This window comes from Curtobacterium sp. MWU13-2055, from assembly GCF_023242305.1.
Lineage (GTDB): Bacteria > Actinomycetota > Actinomycetes > Actinomycetales > Microbacteriaceae > Curtobacterium.
Genome location: NZ_JALLIO010000011.1, coordinates 81,792 through 96,476 on the forward strand (window position 1 = coordinate 81,792; position 14,685 = coordinate 96,476).

The 14,685-nt window shown below is 71.7% G+C and carries 16 protein-coding genes; 11 read left to right on the plus strand and 5 right to left on the minus strand.

Going from position 1 to position 14,685, the window contains the following annotated elements; genetic code table 11:
- Positions 1 to 42 precede the first annotated feature (42 nt).
- Positions 43 to 1,428 (minus strand): hypothetical protein, encoded by a 1,386-nt coding sequence (locus M4960_RS17970; protein WP_248704991.1) that lies wholly within the window; start codon positions 1,426 to 1,428, stop codon positions 43 to 45.
- Positions 1,429 to 1,810: 382 nt separating this feature from the next.
- Here M4960_RS17970 and M4960_RS17975 point away from each other — a divergent pair, with 382 nt between their 5' ends.
- From M4960_RS17975 to M4960_RS17995, 5 genes are all read left to right on the plus strand, one after another.
- A complete protein-coding gene (locus tag M4960_RS17975; RefSeq protein ID WP_111086193.1) occupies positions 1,811 to 3,106 on the plus strand; it encodes an adenylosuccinate synthase in 1,296 nt (431 codons plus the stop codon).
- A gap of 2 nt (positions 3,107 to 3,108) precedes the next feature.
- Entirely contained in the window at positions 3,109 to 3,669 is a 561-nt protein-coding gene (locus M4960_RS17980) for a low molecular weight phosphatase family protein (protein ID WP_173169778.1), read from the plus strand.
- Positions 3,670 to 3,909: 240 nt separating this feature from the next.
- Positions 3,910 to 4,884, plus strand: a complete 975-nt coding sequence (locus M4960_RS17985; protein ID WP_173169777.1) for a CPBP family intramembrane glutamic endopeptidase — start codon at positions 3,910 to 3,912, stop codon at positions 4,882 to 4,884.
- Complete coding sequence (locus M4960_RS17990; protein WP_173169776.1) at positions 4,871 to 6,208, plus strand: sensor histidine kinase; 1,338 nt, start codon at positions 4,871 to 4,873, stop codon at positions 6,206 to 6,208. The genes M4960_RS17985 and M4960_RS17990 overlap by 14 nt, the downstream gene beginning before the upstream one ends.
- Complete coding sequence (locus tag M4960_RS17995; RefSeq protein ID WP_123293595.1) at positions 6,205 to 6,873, plus strand: response regulator transcription factor; 669 nt, start codon at positions 6,205 to 6,207, stop codon at positions 6,871 to 6,873. Before M4960_RS17990 ends, M4960_RS17995 begins: the two co-directional genes overlap by 4 nt.
- Before the next feature lie 9 nt (positions 6,874 to 6,882).
- Here the strand turns inward: M4960_RS17995 and M4960_RS18000 are convergent, their stop codons facing one another.
- The gene (locus M4960_RS18000) at positions 6,883 to 8,109 is read right to left on the minus strand and encodes an MFS transporter (RefSeq protein ID WP_173169775.1); all 1,227 of its coding nucleotides are present in this window, start codon (positions 8,107 to 8,109) and stop codon (positions 6,883 to 6,885) included.
- A gap of 54 nt (positions 8,110 to 8,163) precedes the next feature.
- Between M4960_RS18000 and M4960_RS18005 the strand changes: the two genes are divergently transcribed.
- The gene (locus M4960_RS18005) at positions 8,164 to 9,012 is read left to right on the plus strand and encodes a helix-turn-helix domain-containing protein (protein ID WP_173169774.1); all 849 of its coding nucleotides are present in this window, start codon (positions 8,164 to 8,166) and stop codon (positions 9,010 to 9,012) included.
- Here M4960_RS18005 and M4960_RS18010 read toward each other — a convergent pair.
- Positions 8,925 to 9,398 (minus strand): hypothetical protein, encoded by a 474-nt coding sequence (locus M4960_RS18010; RefSeq protein WP_173169773.1) that lies wholly within the window; start codon positions 9,396 to 9,398, stop codon positions 8,925 to 8,927. The two genes, M4960_RS18005 and M4960_RS18010, sit on opposite strands and share 88 nt — an antisense overlap.
- A 124-nt stretch (positions 9,399 to 9,522) precedes the next feature.
- On the opposite strand from M4960_RS18010, the gene M4960_RS18015 reads away from it, so the two are divergent.
- From M4960_RS18015 to M4960_RS18025, 3 genes are all read left to right on the plus strand, one after another.
- A complete protein-coding gene (locus tag M4960_RS18015; RefSeq protein WP_123340091.1) occupies positions 9,523 to 10,146 on the plus strand; it encodes a TetR/AcrR family transcriptional regulator in 624 nt (207 codons plus the stop codon).
- 257 nt (positions 10,147 to 10,403) lie between these two features.
- Positions 10,404 to 10,865, plus strand: coding sequence for a GNAT family N-acetyltransferase (locus M4960_RS18020; protein WP_173169772.1), 462 nt, complete (start codon positions 10,404 to 10,406; stop codon positions 10,863 to 10,865).
- Between the two features lie 57 nt (positions 10,866 to 10,922).
- Entirely contained in the window at positions 10,923 to 11,366 is a 444-nt protein-coding gene (locus M4960_RS18025; protein ID WP_173169771.1) for a hypothetical protein, read from the plus strand.
- Positions 11,367 to 11,371: 5 nt separating this feature from the next.
- Here the strand turns inward: M4960_RS18025 and M4960_RS18030 are convergent, their stop codons facing one another.
- Positions 11,372 to 12,670 (minus strand): PP2C family protein-serine/threonine phosphatase, encoded by a 1,299-nt coding sequence (locus tag M4960_RS18030; RefSeq protein WP_248704992.1) that lies wholly within the window; start codon positions 12,668 to 12,670, stop codon positions 11,372 to 11,374.
- 285 nt (positions 12,671 to 12,955) lie between these two features.
- Between M4960_RS18030 and M4960_RS18035 the strand changes: the two genes are divergently transcribed.
- The gene (locus M4960_RS18035) at positions 12,956 to 13,285 is read left to right on the plus strand and encodes a hypothetical protein (RefSeq protein ID WP_248704993.1); all 330 of its coding nucleotides are present in this window, start codon (positions 12,956 to 12,958) and stop codon (positions 13,283 to 13,285) included.
- A gap of 112 nt (positions 13,286 to 13,397) precedes the next feature.
- On the plus strand, positions 13,398 to 13,727 hold the full coding sequence (locus tag M4960_RS18040) for a hypothetical protein (RefSeq protein ID WP_207913272.1): 330 nt from the start codon (positions 13,398 to 13,400) through the stop codon (positions 13,725 to 13,727).
- Between the two features lie 5 nt (positions 13,728 to 13,732).
- Here M4960_RS18040 and M4960_RS19860 read toward each other — a convergent pair whose 3' ends face one another.
- Entirely contained in the window at positions 13,733 to 14,575 is an 843-nt protein-coding gene (locus M4960_RS19860) for a VanZ family protein (protein WP_248704994.1), read from the minus strand.
- Between the last annotated feature and the right edge of the window lie 110 nt (positions 14,576 to 14,685).

Here is a 14,685-nt window from a genome sequence, read left to right on the forward strand (position 1 = left end):
GCGACGATCCGTCGCGCCCCCGCTCGGTGGATGGTTCCGGTGTCAGCCGCTGACGACCGGGAGTGCACCCACGGCCGGGGTGCGGCCGGCGGTCGGAGCGGCGCCAGCGCCGGTCTCGGTACCCGTGCCGGTGCCGGTGCCGGTGCCGGTGCCGGGGGTCGCGCCCTGGTCGCCGCCGTCGACGGGGGTGGTGCCCTCGTCGCCGCCGTCGCCGGGGGTTGTGCCCTCGTCGCCACCGTCACCGGGGGCCGCTGCCACGGCGGGCAGCGTGATCGAGAACTCGATGTTGCCCTGGCCCTGGCCGCCACCGACCTGGTTGACGCTCAGGTCCTGCTCGACAGCAGCCGAGTCCGAGAAGGTGCCCGTGGTGGACCAGTTGCCGTCGGCGTCCACGATCGTCTGCGGAGCAGCGCGGTTGCCATCGGCGTCCAGCACGTTCACGGTGTCGCCCACGGCGCCGGTCCCGGTGAAGGTCACGGTGCGCGAGTCGACGGTGTCGCCGTCGGTCGGGCTGGTCAGCGAGAAGTTGAAGTCCGCAACCGCGGCTTCGGCGCGAGCCGTGACGGTGACGGAGTCGACCGTCGACAGGTTCGCGCGCTGCTCGTTGATCGTGTAGGTGTGCTCGTCGGTGTCGGTGCCCGGGATCTCGTACGAGATCGTCCAGGTGCCGTCGTCGGCGATCGGGGTGCGGCGGACGGGGTAGCCCACGTCGAAGTTCACCGTGTTGCCGACGGCGCCGGTACCGGAGACCGTCAGCGTGCGGCCGGAGACCGACTGCGACGTGACGGCGAAGGGCAGGACGGCTACTTCGGCGCGAGCCGTGACGGTGACGGAGTCGACCGTCGACAGGTTCGCGCGCTGCTCGTTGATCGTGTAGGTGTGCTCGTCGGTGTCGGTGTCGGTGCCCGGGATCTCGTACGAGATCGTCCAGGTGCCGTCGTCCTTGATGGCGGTGCGCTGCACCGGGAAGCCCACGTCGAAGTTGACGGTGTTGCCGACGGCGCCGGTGCCCGAGACGGTCAGCGTTCGGCCGGAGACCGACTGCGACGTGACGGCGAAGGGCTTGTCCGTGGCCTCGGGGGCGGCGGTGACCGTCACCGAACCGTCCTGGTTCAGGCCCTTGAGCTGCTCGAACGTGTAGGTCTGCGTCGTCGTGTCCGTACCGGGGATCGTGTACGAGATCGTCCAGGTGCCGCTCGCCGGGATCTCCTGGCGGGTGTTGCGGAAGTCCTCGTCGAGCTGGATGTTCTCACCAGGGGTGCCGGTGCCGGTCACCGTCAGCACGCGGCCGGAGACCGACTGGCTGGTGATGGACAGGTCGGCGGGGTCGGCCATCGCAGGGGAGGCGGCGAAGGTGACGCCACCGACGACGATCGCGGCGCACGCCGGGAGAGCGAGCGCCTTCTTGCTCCAGAGAGCCTTGTTCATCGTTGAACTCTTCTTTCCGTGCTGCATGAGGGCACGACTGTTCTGATGCATCCGGGCGCGCTGCAGCGTCCGGTGGTGCTCACGCGAATCTCGCGCTGGCTGAACGGAGTGGGTTGGACTCCGACGTGACGCCGACAGGGAAACCGACGTCGCGGTGCACGATACGTCGCGCTTCCCGAGATGTTCCGGCCTGGAACTATTTGTCCCCCCTTGTGGGGACGTTCGGTGCGCACCGACGCGTAATGAGGACAATTCACCGACGCGGCGACGGTGCGGGCGACCGTGTCCGATGGGTGGCGCGCGAGTGACCAGCCGATAGACTCGGGTGGACCACCGGCCCGCCTGGTCGCGTGAGGTCCTCCGCCAACGTGAGGAGAACCAGATGCCCGCAGCAGTCATCATCGGAGCCCAGTGGGGCGACGAGGGCAAGGGGAAGGCCACCGACCTCCTCGGCTCCCGCATCGACTACGTCGTGAAGTTCAACGGCGGCAACAACGCCGGCCACACCGTCGTCGTCGGCGGCGAGAAGTACGCGCTGCACCTGCTGCCCTCCGGCATCCTCACGCCCGGCGTCACGCCGATCATCGGCAACGGCGTCGTCGTCGACCTCGAGGTGCTGTTCCAGGAGCTCGACGCGCTGAAGGCCCGCGGCGTCGACACCTCGAAGCTGCTCGTGTCGGCGAACGCCCACCTCATCACGCACTACCACCGCACCATCGACAAGGTGACGGAGCGGTTCCTCGGCAAGCGCCAGATCGGCACCACCGGTCGCGGCATCGGTCCGTCCTACGCCGACAAGATCAACCGCGTCGGCATCCGCGTCCAGGACATCTTCGACGAGAACATCCTGCGCCAGAAGGTCGAAGCGGCCCTCGACCAGAAGAACCACCTGCTCGTCAAGGTCTTCAACCGCCGCGCGATCGACGCCGAAGAAGTGGTCGAGTCGCTGCTGTCCTACGCCGAGCGACTGCGCCCGATGGTCGCGGACACCGCCCTCGAGATCCACCGGGCACTGGAGCGCGGCGACACCGTCCTGTTCGAGGCCGGTCAGGCGACCATGCTCGACGTCGACCACGGCACCTACCCGTTCGTGACGTCGTCGTCGGCGACCGCCGGTGGCGCAGCGACCGGTTCCGGCATCGGCCCGGGCAAGCTCGAGCGCATCATCGGCATCGTCAAGGCGTACACGACCCGCGTCGGTGCCGGTCCGTTCCCGACCGAGCTGTTCGACGAGTCCGGCGAGTTCCTGCGCGCCAACGGCTTCGAGTTCGGCACCACGACGGGCCGTCCGCGCCGCTGTGGTTGGTACGACGCCCCGATCGCCCGGTACACCGCGCGCATCAACGGCGTGACCGACTTCGTGCTCACCAAGCTCGACGTGCTGACCGGGCTCGAGACGATCCCCGTCTGCGTCGCGTACGAGGTGGACGGCGTCCGCGTGGACGAGGTCCCCGTGAACCAGTCGGACTTCCACCACGCGAAGCCCGTCTACGAGGAGTTCCCCGGCTGGACCGAGGACATCACCGGTGCCCGCTCGTTCGACGACCTGCCGAAGAACGCGCAGGACTACGTGCTCGCGGTCGAGGCGATGTCCGGCGCGCGGATCTCCGCGATCGGTGTCGGTCCGGGCCGCGACGCCATCGTCGTCCGGCACGACCTGCTCGGCGCCGGCGCCTGACGATGCGGGTCCTGTTCGTCTGCAGCGGCAACATCTGTCGTTCGCCGCTCGGCGCGCAGGTCCTGACGGCGCGACTCGGCCCGGACGCTGCGGCGTTCGTGGTCGAGTCCGCCGGCACCATCGCCGACGACGGTGCCGCGATGGACGGCGCCGCCGCGGCACAGTCCGTCCGGCTCGGCGGTTACCCGTCGGGGCACGGCTCGCGGTACCTGACGGCCGCGATCGTCGAGGAGGCCGACCTGGTGCTGACGGCCGAACGGTCGCACCGCGCGGCCGTGGTGTCGCTCGCACCCCGGGCCACCAAGCGGGCGTTCACGATCAAGCAGTTCGCGCGGGTGCTCGCGGGGCTCGAGCCCGGTGACCTGGCCGACGTGCACTCGCCCGAGGCCCTGGTCGAACGGGTCGCACGCCTGCGCGGCACCGTCCCGCCGCCGATCGACCCCGCGGACGACGACGTCGACGACCCCTACCGCCGGTCCGAGGCGACCCACGCTCGGGTCGCCGACGAGATCGACGCCGCGCTCGCGCTGATCGCCGACGCCCTCCGGGCCGCGCTGCGCTGACGCCGCCGGACCGAACTCGCACGGTGCGAGCTCTGTCGTCCGGTGCGAGGTTGGTGGCTCGGTGCGGGGTTGTAGCGGCGCACGGAGCGGTCAACCTCGCACGGGCCGGCGGACACCGCACCGTGCGCCGCAGCCGCGCCACCGCCGCAGCCGCCACCGCCTGCATCCTTCGATGCAAGTCCGGCAGGTGCATCCCTGCGCCGGTCGTCCCGCGACGGCGCAGTTCCTAGCGTCGTGTGCATGACGAACACCACCGAAGTCCGGCCCTCCGCCGGCACCACTCCGCAGGAGCGTGGGGGAGCCAGCGGCGTCATCGCCCGGCACCCGCTCGTGTCCTTCTTCACCCTGGCACTCGGCCTGAGCTGGCTCGCGTGGGTGCCCTACATCCTGTCGCCGCACGGCCTGGGCGTGTGGGACCTGCACTTCCCCGAGGTCCTCGGCACGGCGCAGTTCACCGGCGTGCTGCCCGGAGCGCTGCTCGGCCCGTTGGGCGGCGCGTTCATCGTCACCGCGGTCGCCGACGGCCGTCCTGGCCTGCGTCGATGGGTCGGGCGGCTGTTCCGCTGGCGGGTCGCCTGGTACTGGTACGCCCTGGCGCTCGTCGTCGTGCCGGCCGTGATCGTCGCGTCCGCGCTGCCCTTCGCCGGCGGTGACGTGCGGGCCCCCTCGGCGCTGGCGTTCGCGGCCCTGGTGCCCGGCCTGCTCATCCAGCTGTTCTCGACCGGCCTGAGCGAGGAGCCCGGCTGGCGCGACTTCGCCCTGCCCCGGCTGCAGCACCGCTTCGGCGGGCTCGGAGCCGCTGCGATCCTCGGTCCGATCTGGGCGCTCTGGCACATGCCGCTCTACCTGAGCGACTGGGGCGGGTGGCCGAACGCACACTGGAGCGAGCCCGTGGTCTTCGCCCTGTTCACGATCACGTTCAACGTCGTGATGATCCAGGTGTTCAACAAGACCGGCGAGAGCCTGCCCCTGGCCCTGCTGCTGCACGTCGGCGTGAACAACACGATCTCGACGCTGTTCCCGGAGATGTACCCGAGCATGACCGCCGGCACGCTGATGATCGGCCTGACCATCACCTCGACCGTCGCCGCCGCGGTGCTCCTCGTCGTGACCCGCGGCCGCCTGGGCTACGACCCCGTCCGCCGTGCGCTGCCGATCGACGCCCCGGTCCCCGCCCGCACCCGCCTCGTAGGATCGCACGATGGCCTCCGCTGACCCGCGCACGCGCACGCCGCGCGACGGCGACCCGCGCACCCGTCCGCCGCGCGACGGCGACCCGCGCGCCCGCGACCGCCGCGTCGACGTGCTCGTCGCGCTCGGCACGGCCGTCGTGGCCCTCGGCCTGCTGTTCGGCCTGCCGCCGCTCGACGCCCTCGAGCCGGACGGCCCCGCCCTGGCCCTGCGGGTGCCGGCTCCGTTCACCGCCGCGTGGACCGTCCTGGCGCTCGGCCTGCTGGCCCAGTCCGCCGCCCTGCTCGCCGCCCGTCGTGCACCACGGACCGTGCTCGTCGCGGTGTCCGCGCTGCCGGTGCTGGTCGCCGCGCTCGCTCCGCAGTCGCTCGACCTGTTCGGTCTCACCGTCCTGCCGGTGGTCGTCGCCGTGGTCCTCGCCGCCCTCCGTGTCCCGCTCGCACGCCTGTGGCCGACCCTGCTGGTCGCCGGCGCGCTGGTGGCAGCCGGCAGCGCGGTCCTGTCCGGCGCACTCGGCCAGGGCGTCCTCCAGGCCGTCGGCGCCGTCGGGCTCCCGCTCCTGGTCACCCTGCTGGTGCGGTCCCGCCGCGAGGTCCGCGCCGCCCGCACCGCCGAGGCGAGCGCGGTCTTCCGTGAACAGGACGCCCTGGTCGACGCCGCGGTCTCCCGTGAACGGGCCGCCATGGCCCGCGAACTCCACGACATCGCCGCCCACCACCTGTCCGGCATCGCCCTGATGGCCGCCGTGATCGACCGGCAGATCGACAGCGACCCGGAGCGCGCGCACGAGGGTGCCCGTCAGGTGCGGGAGCAGAGCACCGCCGTCCTCGACGACCTGCGCCGCCTGGTCGGGCTGCTGCGCGAGGACGTCCCCGCCGAACGCGCGGTCGAGACGGTCGCCGGCATCGTCGACCTGGTCGAGCGTGCCCGGTTCCGCAGCGACGTGCGCCTCGAGGTGCTCGCTGGCGACCACCAGCGCGGAGCGCAGGCGCTGGCCGACGGCGTCGGCCCGCTCGCGCAGCTCGCCGCCTACCGGACGGTGCAGGAGGCGTTGGCCAACGCCGCCCTGCACGCCCCGTCCGCCCCGTGCACGGTCACCGTCGACGACCGCGACCCGACCCGGGTGGTGATCCGGGTGGAGAACGCACGGGCCGCCGCTCCGGCAGCGCTGACCTCACCGTCGGGCGGCAACGGCCTGCGGGGGATGCGCGAGCGGGCGGACCTGGTGGGGGCGAGCCTCCAGACCGGTCCCACCGCCACCGGCGGATGGCTGGTGGAGCTGGCGCTCGGACGGGAGGCACCTGCCGCACCCGCGCAGACCGCCGACGGTGACGGGGTGGTCGCGTGATCCGCGTGCTGGTGGCGGACGACCAGCCGCTGGTCCGTGCGGGGGTGTCCGCGCTCCTCGGCGCGGAGGCCGACATCGAGGTGGTCGGCGTGGCCGCCGACGGCGGCGAGGCGCTCGCGCTGGCACGCTCGTTGCGACCCGACGTGGCTTGCCTGGACATCCGGATGCCCGTGATGAACGGCATCGAGCTCGCGCGGCTGTTCTGCGCTCCCGACGCCGACCCGGCGATCCCGGTGCTGATGCTCACGACGTTCGACCTGGACGACTACGTGTTCGGTGCGCTCGAGGCCGGTGCCTCCGGGTTCCTGCTGAAGGACGCCGAGCCGGACACCATCGTCGACGCCGTGCGGCAGGTCGCCGCGGGGAACGGGACGCTCGACCAGGCCCTGACCCGGCGGGTGCTGCGCGAGTTCGTGTCGCGGCGGAGCCTGCAGCCGGTGTCGGGGGACCGGGCCGACGGGGTGCTCACCGCCCGCGAACGCGAGGTCCTGCTGCTGCTCGCGCAGGGGATGTCGAACGAGGAGATCGCGGTCGCACTCGTGCTCGAGGTCTCGACCGTGAAGTCGCACCTGGCGCGGATGCTGCCGAAGCTCGGTGTGCGGTCGCGGTTGCAGGCCGTGGTGTGGGCGTACCAGAACCGGATCGTGGCGGTCCCCGAACCGTAGGGCGCTGCGCTACCGGCGGAGCACGTGGCGGTCGCGGCTCGCAGCGGCACCGGCCACGAACTGCAGCACGAGCAGGACGAGCAGCACCACGATCGGCACGGTCCAGCCGCCGGTCGCGGTGTGCAGCAGGCCGAGTCCGAGCGGCCCGAGCCCCGCCAGCAGGTACCCGATGCCCTGCGCCATCGTCGACACGTGGGCGGTGTGCCGGGCATCGGGGGAGCGCCACACGATGTAGCTCAGCGACAGGCTGATCGCGCCGCCCTGCCCGAGGCCGAGCAGCGTCATCCACGCCCAGGCGCCCGCGGCCGGCGCGACGAGGAGTCCGGCGAACCCCGCGGCGCAGAGCACCACGACGACGAGCACCGGCAGCCAGGTCGGGCGCAGGCGTCGGGCGATCGCCGGCCCGGTGATGCCGGTCAGGATCCCCGGCAGGCTCGAGTAGGCCAGCATCAGGCCGGCAGTGTGTGCCGAGACGCCGGCGTCCTGCAGCACGGTCGGCACCCACGTCAGGAACGCGTAGTACGACAGGCTCTGCAGCCCCATGAAGCCGGTCACCGCGATCGCCACGGGGTCGCGGAGCAGCCGCGCGAAGGTCGGTTCGTCGGCGGCACCCGCGCCGGTGGCACGGGTCGGGGTGTCCGGGCGCTGCAGCGCTCGCGGCAGCCACACCACGAACGCGATCGCCGCCGGGATCGCCCAGAAGGCCAGTGCAGGGCGCCACGACCCGGCGAAGGCGGCCATCAGCGGGACGACGGCCGCCGAGGCGATCGCCGCACTGAGGAACAGCGCCGTCGAGTACAGGCCCATCATCAACCCGACCCGGTGCGCGAAGTCGCTCTTGATCGCGGCCGGCATGCAGACGTTCGCCACCGCGATCGCCGCTCCGGCCAGCACCGTGCCGCCGTAGAGGGCCCAGCCGTGCGGCTCGAGCCGGAGTGCGATGCCGATCGCCAACACCGCCATCGTCAGGCCGAGCAGCCGGTGCAGGCCGATGCGCCGACTGAGCACCGGGGTCAGGAACGCGAACGCCCCGAACGCGAACACCGGGATCGTCGTGAGCAGGCTCGCCGCCGACGGGGACAGCCCCAACGACCGCTCGATCGCCCCGAGCACCGGCCCGACCGAGGCCACACCCATCCGCAGGTTGATCGCGATGAGCAGCAGGCCCGCGCCGACGTACCAGCCGGCGAGGAGCCGCGGGCTGGTGGTCGTGACGGGGATCGAGGCGGTGGTCATGGGTCGATCCCACCACTGCTCGCCACCGGCCCGGAACACGTAGACTGCCGCACGATGTCGGATTCCAGCCAGGTGCCGGTCGACGCGCGGACCGTCGACCTGCGCACCGAGGCCGCCTTCGCCTTCGCGCACGCCGAGACCGTCCCGACGCACACGCACCCGCTCGGCCACCTGGTGCACGCCGCCTCCGGCGTGCTGTCGCTCATCACCGACGACGGCGCGTGGATCGCGCCGCCCAACCGCGTCGCGTGGGTGCCGGCCGGTGCCGAGCACCGGCACCGGGCCCACGGGGCGACCGACATGCGGGTCGTGTTCCTGTCGGCGGACGCAGCCACGGGCCTCCCGTCCGGTCCGGCGGTGCTCGCCGTCTCGGCGCTGGCCCGGGAGGCACTGCTCGCGTTGACGACGGACGCTCGCCGTTCCGAGACGGCGATCGAGCACCTGCGGGCGGTCGTCGTGGACGAGCTCGCGTCCGCGCCGGAGCAGCCGCTGCACCTGCCGCAGCCGCGGGATCCGCGGCTGCGGCAGGTGGTGCGCGAGGTCGAACGGGACCTGACCCGGCCGCGCGGACTCGGCGAGCTGGCGCGCGAGGTCGGCGTGGGCGAGCGGACGCTCAGCCGCCTGTTCCGGCAGGAGACCGGGATGGGGTACCGGCAGTGGCGGTTACAGCTGCGGGTGCACCGAGCGCTCGTCCTGCTGGCCGGCGGGGCCTCGGTGACCGACGTCGCGGCGGCGTGCGGATGGGCGACGACGAGTCAGTTCATCGACCAGTTCACGCCGCTCGTGGGCATGACGCCCGGGGTGTACCGGCGGCGTCAGCCGGTGGTGAGCGGGTCGGCGGCGCCGGGGACGACGAGTCGCCAGACGCTGTCGTCGTCGTCGGGGTCGTCCTTCGTCAGGTAGAGGCGGAAGCGGCCCTCGTCCGCGAGGACGTCGCCGTCGAGGTACTCGACGGGTTCGCCGCTCGTCGTGCACTTGTCCGACGTGCTGACGACCTCGATGGTGGTGCCGGGGTCGTCGCCCTTGGCGACCTTCGTGACCTCGGCGTCGTGGACGTCGTAGACGCCGCCGATCTCGACCGTGCGGTCGGTCGTGGTGACCCGGGCGTCGACGACCAGGTCGGCGGCGTCCAGGCGCTCGGCCGCCGTCAGGGGGACGTAGTCGATGCAGGAGCTCACGGAGGTCCCCGGCCCGATCCCCTGGATCCGGCCGTCGTCGCCGCACCCCGTCAGCACGCCGCTCGCGAGCACGGCCACCACCACGACCGGCACGATCCGTCCCCAACCCATGGGATGAGTATCGCTCGCAGGTTGCTCCGTCGGGAGCACCGTGACCGGATCGTGCTGGTCCGATAAGCGAACAGGACCCGTTCGGGGGCTTTGGCGGGACGCGTGTGCCTGGTGTGGTGAATGCATGCACATCGAAACGCCGGATCCGGCGTCGCTCCGCTCGACGGTCGTCGAGGGGATGATCCGCGCGCTCCGGGCCCGCCCGCTGCACGAGGTGACCCCGGCCGTCGTCGCGGCCGAGGCCGGAGAGTCGGTCGACGTCGTCGACCAGACGTTCCCGAGCTGGGACGGCCTGCTCCTGGCGACGATCGACCGCTGGAACGACCAGCGCACCACGCCGCTCATGCCGCTCGCCGAACAGCACGGCACCGTGCCGTTCCTGCGTGCGATCGTCACCGCCAACATCGCCGACCCGTCGCTCATGCGGTTCCTCACCGCCAGCCTGAACATCGCCGCCTCGCCGGAGCACCCGCTGGCGCCGATGCTGCACTCCCGCTGGCGGCGCTTCCACGCCTTCGTGCAGCACTCCCTCGAGCGGGACATCCTGCTCGGCCGGGAGCCGCGGACCATGGAGCCCGCACGTGGTTCCGAGCAGCTGCTCGCGACCTACGAGGGGCTGCAGCTGCAGTCGATGGTGCGGCCGGAGATGGACCTGCTGGAGTCCTTCGACCGGGCCGTGACCCGCCTGCGCGAAGGATGGTCGCGGACCTACGTCGCGCCCGTCTGGGACCTCGACCTGGTGAGTTGACCCGGACCCCCGTGGGCTGACCCAGGCCTCGTGGGCTGACCCAGACCTCGTGGGCTGATTCAGACCCACCACAGACCACGGACGCTAGGGCGTCCGAGGGCAGACGCCAGCCGTCTGCATGCGAGACCGCTCGATTCGGGTTCGAGCGGAAGCGCACCCACCGTGCCGCCGCTCGATTCGGGTTCGAGCGGCGGCACGCACACCGATCACCCACGTGGCACCGCGACGACGCCGTGCCGGCGAGGAACGAACAGCACATGCAGCACCTGACGATCTCGGTCGCGGCCGAGTCCTTCGACCTCGAGGACGCCGTCCGGCTGCGCGCCGCGGCGCGGATCGAGGTCGACCGGATCTACGGGCGGTCCGCCGACACCGGACGGCCGCTCACCGGGGCGACCGCCGCCGTGCACGTCATCGCCCGCGACCCCTCGGGCCTGGCGCTCGGGACCGGGTCGCTCAGCGCCGCGGGGGACGGGGTCTTCGAGATCCGCCGGCTGTTCGTCCGACCGGACTCCCGCGGGCAGGGCGTCGGCGACCTGCTCGTGCTCGAACTGCTCGCGCAGGCCGAAGAGCTGCAGGCACCGGCGGTCGTGGCGGAGATGGGAGTGCTGCAGCCCCACGCGGCCGCACTGCTCGTCCGGAACGGGTTCGTGCGGATCCAGCCGTTCGGGCCGTACCGCGAGGACCCCGAGTCGGTCTGCTTCTCGCGGGCGCTCTGAGGGGCGGCCGCTGGGCGCTGCGGCCACGCAGCTGCGCGGCTGGGCTACGGTCGAGGCATGGGGAACGACGACGTGGCCGGGCAGCAGCGGCGGGACCGGAACCGGTGGTGGCTCTGGTGCGTCGGCGGGTTCGTGCTGTCGCTCGGGCTGCTGCTCCTGCTGGGGCAGTGGTTCCCGGTGAGTGCCGGGGTCCTCGTCGGCTGGTTCGTGCTCGCGACCTCGGCCTGGTCACTGCCGACTGGCCGTCCGCGCCTGGGCAGCCCCGTCGCCACGTTCGTGCTGTCGACGATCACGGTCATCGGGGTGGGCTTGCTGGTCGGTGCCATCGTGCCGAACCGGGGCGACGGTGACCTTCGCATCGAGGGGATCGTCCTCGGGGCCGTGCTCACCGCGGTCGGTGTGACGTGGGGGATCGTCGTGGCGAAGCGGTTCTCGCGGCGGCAGGTCGATGCCGAGATCGAGCGGTTCCGGCGCGAGCAGGCGTCACCGACCGACGACTGACCTCGTCACGTGCGCTCCTGACGCGCCGGTTGCGCGGGCAGTGCGGAGGCCCCGATCGCCACCGGTGCTCGTCGGATCGCGATCACGGTCACGTCGTCGTCGTGCGCGACCTCGTCCGCCCGCGCGGACAGCGCCGCCACCAGCGCCGTGGGCTCGGAGCCGTAGGCCCGTGCGAGATCGGCCACGGCGTCGACGGTGTCCTCGCGCCCGCCGAACAGGTCGAGCACGCCGTCACTGAACGAGATGAGCAGGTCGCCGGTGTCGAGGAACCCCTCGGTCGTCGCCCACTCGTCGCGGAGCCCCATCCCGAGCGGGAGGTCGCTCGACCGGAGCCGATCGACGGCGCCGTCCGACCGGAGCACCAGGCTCAACCCGTGGCCGGCGTCCGCCCAACGGAAGGTCCCGTCGGTGGAGATGCGCGCGTGGAACAGCGTGGTGAAGGTCACGTCGGTCGCGCTGCCCTCGGCGGCGAGTCCGTCGGCCGCCCGCAGGAGCGCCTCGGACGGGTCGTCGACGGTGCGGGCACTGCGGACCGTGGCCCGCACGGCCGCTGCGATGAGCCCCGCCCCCACGCCCTTGCCCATCACGTCACCGAGGCTGACGGCGATCCCGGTGTTCGTCTCGTACCAGTCGAAGAAGTCGCCACCGACCGACTTCGCCGGCAAGCAGGCGCCCGCCACCGCGACGTCAACGCCCAGGTGGTCGGTCGACGTCGGCAGCAGCGACCGCTGGACGGCGGCGGCCCGCTCGATCTCCGCGCGCACGCGTTCCTCGCCCAGCCGGGCAGCGCGCACGTTGCGCCGCGCTCGCCGCGAGAGTTCCTGCACGACCGCCGCGACCGTCCCGAACACGATCACGGTGACGCCGAGACGGACCAGCTCGCTCGCACCGGGCACGTTCGTCGGCGTCAGGAAGTAGGGCGCCATGATCACGAGCGTCACGCCCAGCGCCGCGTACACGACGGTCATGCGCCCTCGCAGGGACCCGCACCAGACGACCGGCAGGACGGCGAGCGAGGTGAACACCGAGGCGCTCGCGCCCGTGCTGGTCCGGAACAGCGCGATCGCCACGAAGTCGAGCACCAGCAACGCCGGCACGAGTCCGACGGAGTGCGGCAACGCCAGTGCCACCGCAGCCACGACCGTCGCGACGCCGGTGACCGCGAGGCTCGCGACGAACAGGCCGTCGTCCGTCACCTGGAGCGACGGCACCGTGATGCTCAGGACGGCTCCGAGCGCCAACAGCGCACTCAGCGGAGCCTGCCGGGCGAGGGGGCTCTCGAGGATGCTGGTTGGGCGAGACATTCGAGAAGGACGTTACCGGTCGGGGCGGCTCGTTGCGCGGTCAGCGCGGCCAGGTCAAAGGCGTCTCGGTCATTTCGTGACGCATCTCGAAGGTCCGGAAAACGAGTACCCCGATCTGACGCGTGTACCCCGAAAAGTCGTCACACCGCCCCGGAAACCCGGGGGACGCCGATGGGTCGCATTGACGGAACCCGTGAATCAACGGGCATCGCTGGCGGTTCGGGCCGTGGTTCTCGTAGCGTTCTGGTGTCAGCAGATGTACCCCGGATCGTGAAGGAGAGCGATATGAGCATCACCGTCAAAAACGCGACGCAGGCCGAGGTCACCCTCGACACCGACACGGTCGACACCATCGCGATCCTCGAAGCCGACGCGGCGACCTCGACCCGTCCCACTCGCGCGAAGGTCACCTGGGTGCAGGAAGACCAGGGCGAGTGGATCGCCGGCTACGGCGGGTACTTCGGTGGCAGCGTCGACAAGCGCGACGGCCGCTTCGTCGCCTCGGACACCTTCGGCCTGGTCGTCGGTGAGTTCGCATCGCTGGAAGAAGCGCAGACCAAGCTCGAGGACCAGCTCCACGTCATGCTCCCGTCGGTCATCCGACCGGTCGAGTAGGCGCCACCGCACCACCGGGGCAGCCGGCGCCCGTCCCACCACGCACCATCGGCGTCCGCGACGCCCGCAGCACCAATACGCAGCACGCAGCACAGCCCGAAGGAGCACGACCATGAGCATGACCGCCGATCACCACCAGCAGACCGAAGTGACGCTGGACACCCGGACGATCGAGGTCATCGCCGAGATCGAGGCGCAGGTCGTCGCTGACACTGCGCCTGCTCGCGTCCGCATCAGCTGGGCGCAGCCCGACACCGGGCTCTGGGTTGCCAACTACGGCGGGTACTACGGCGGCACCGTCGACCGGCAGGGCACGCACTTCTTCGTCGCCGACACGTTCGGCGAGTACGTGGGGGACTTCCGCTCCCTCGACGAGGCCAAGGGGCGTCTGGCCGAACGGCTGCACGTCCTGCTGCCGGACGTGATCCGGCAGGCAGTCTGAAGCCTTCAAGGGTGTGGTCGAGCCTGAGCAGAACGTCGGCTGAACCATCCGACGAGGACAACCCCGGCGGCCACCCCAAGTGCGGTACCTGCAGTGTTAGCGGCCAAATCGTCAAGTGACGATGAGCGTGCCGGAAGCATCAGGCCCTGTCCGATCTCGATGCCTGCGCTGAGGGTGAAACCCACGACCACCGCGACCCATCGGCGAAAAGGCGGCAACGCGAGGGCGAGAAGAAGGCCGAGCGGCGCGAAGAACACGATGTTGGCTGCGAACTCGACGAAGTCGTAGCCCAACCACTCCGGCGCTCCGGCACTTCGCAGGTGCGCGAGGAGAGCGTCGAGGGCCGGACGGGCCTCCTGGTCGACCGGCGCGTGCCAAAAGCCGATCATCGCGGCGGCGATCAGGAACGCGCCCAGTGCGACCACCGCGCCGACCCTGACCCTCCCGGGTGCACGGTTATCACTCCTGGCGCGAAGCGCTCCGGCGATGAGCGTCCCGACGGACACCCCCACGATTGCTGCCGTCGCCACGGCGACGAGGGCCCGATGGCTGTCGGTTGCCACTGCGCCCACTGTCCCGGCGACCGCGGCCCCGAGTGCGCCAGCGAGGACTGGGCGTAGCTGGTGGAACGAGATGATCAGCAGCACCGGCAGCGGAACGAACGTGACGGCTGTCGCCAGCGCGATCTGGACGGCCTGGTCGACCGCGAGTGCGCCGTGACCGATCGACGCGACTGCGGAAGCGGCCTCCAGGACCACCGGCTTCGTACCGGGGGCGAGCGTGGCGGCCGACGCTCCGGCGATCCACGTCGCGAGCGCTGCACGGCCGGTCGTCGAGGTGAGCGTCACGCGACGACCGTAGTGCAGATGGCTAGACCAGAACGGGGGGCGTCATCGGTCCGGGGTAACTGCTGAGGATTGCTACGCTCACAGCTGACCTGCATCTCGGGGCCGTTGTG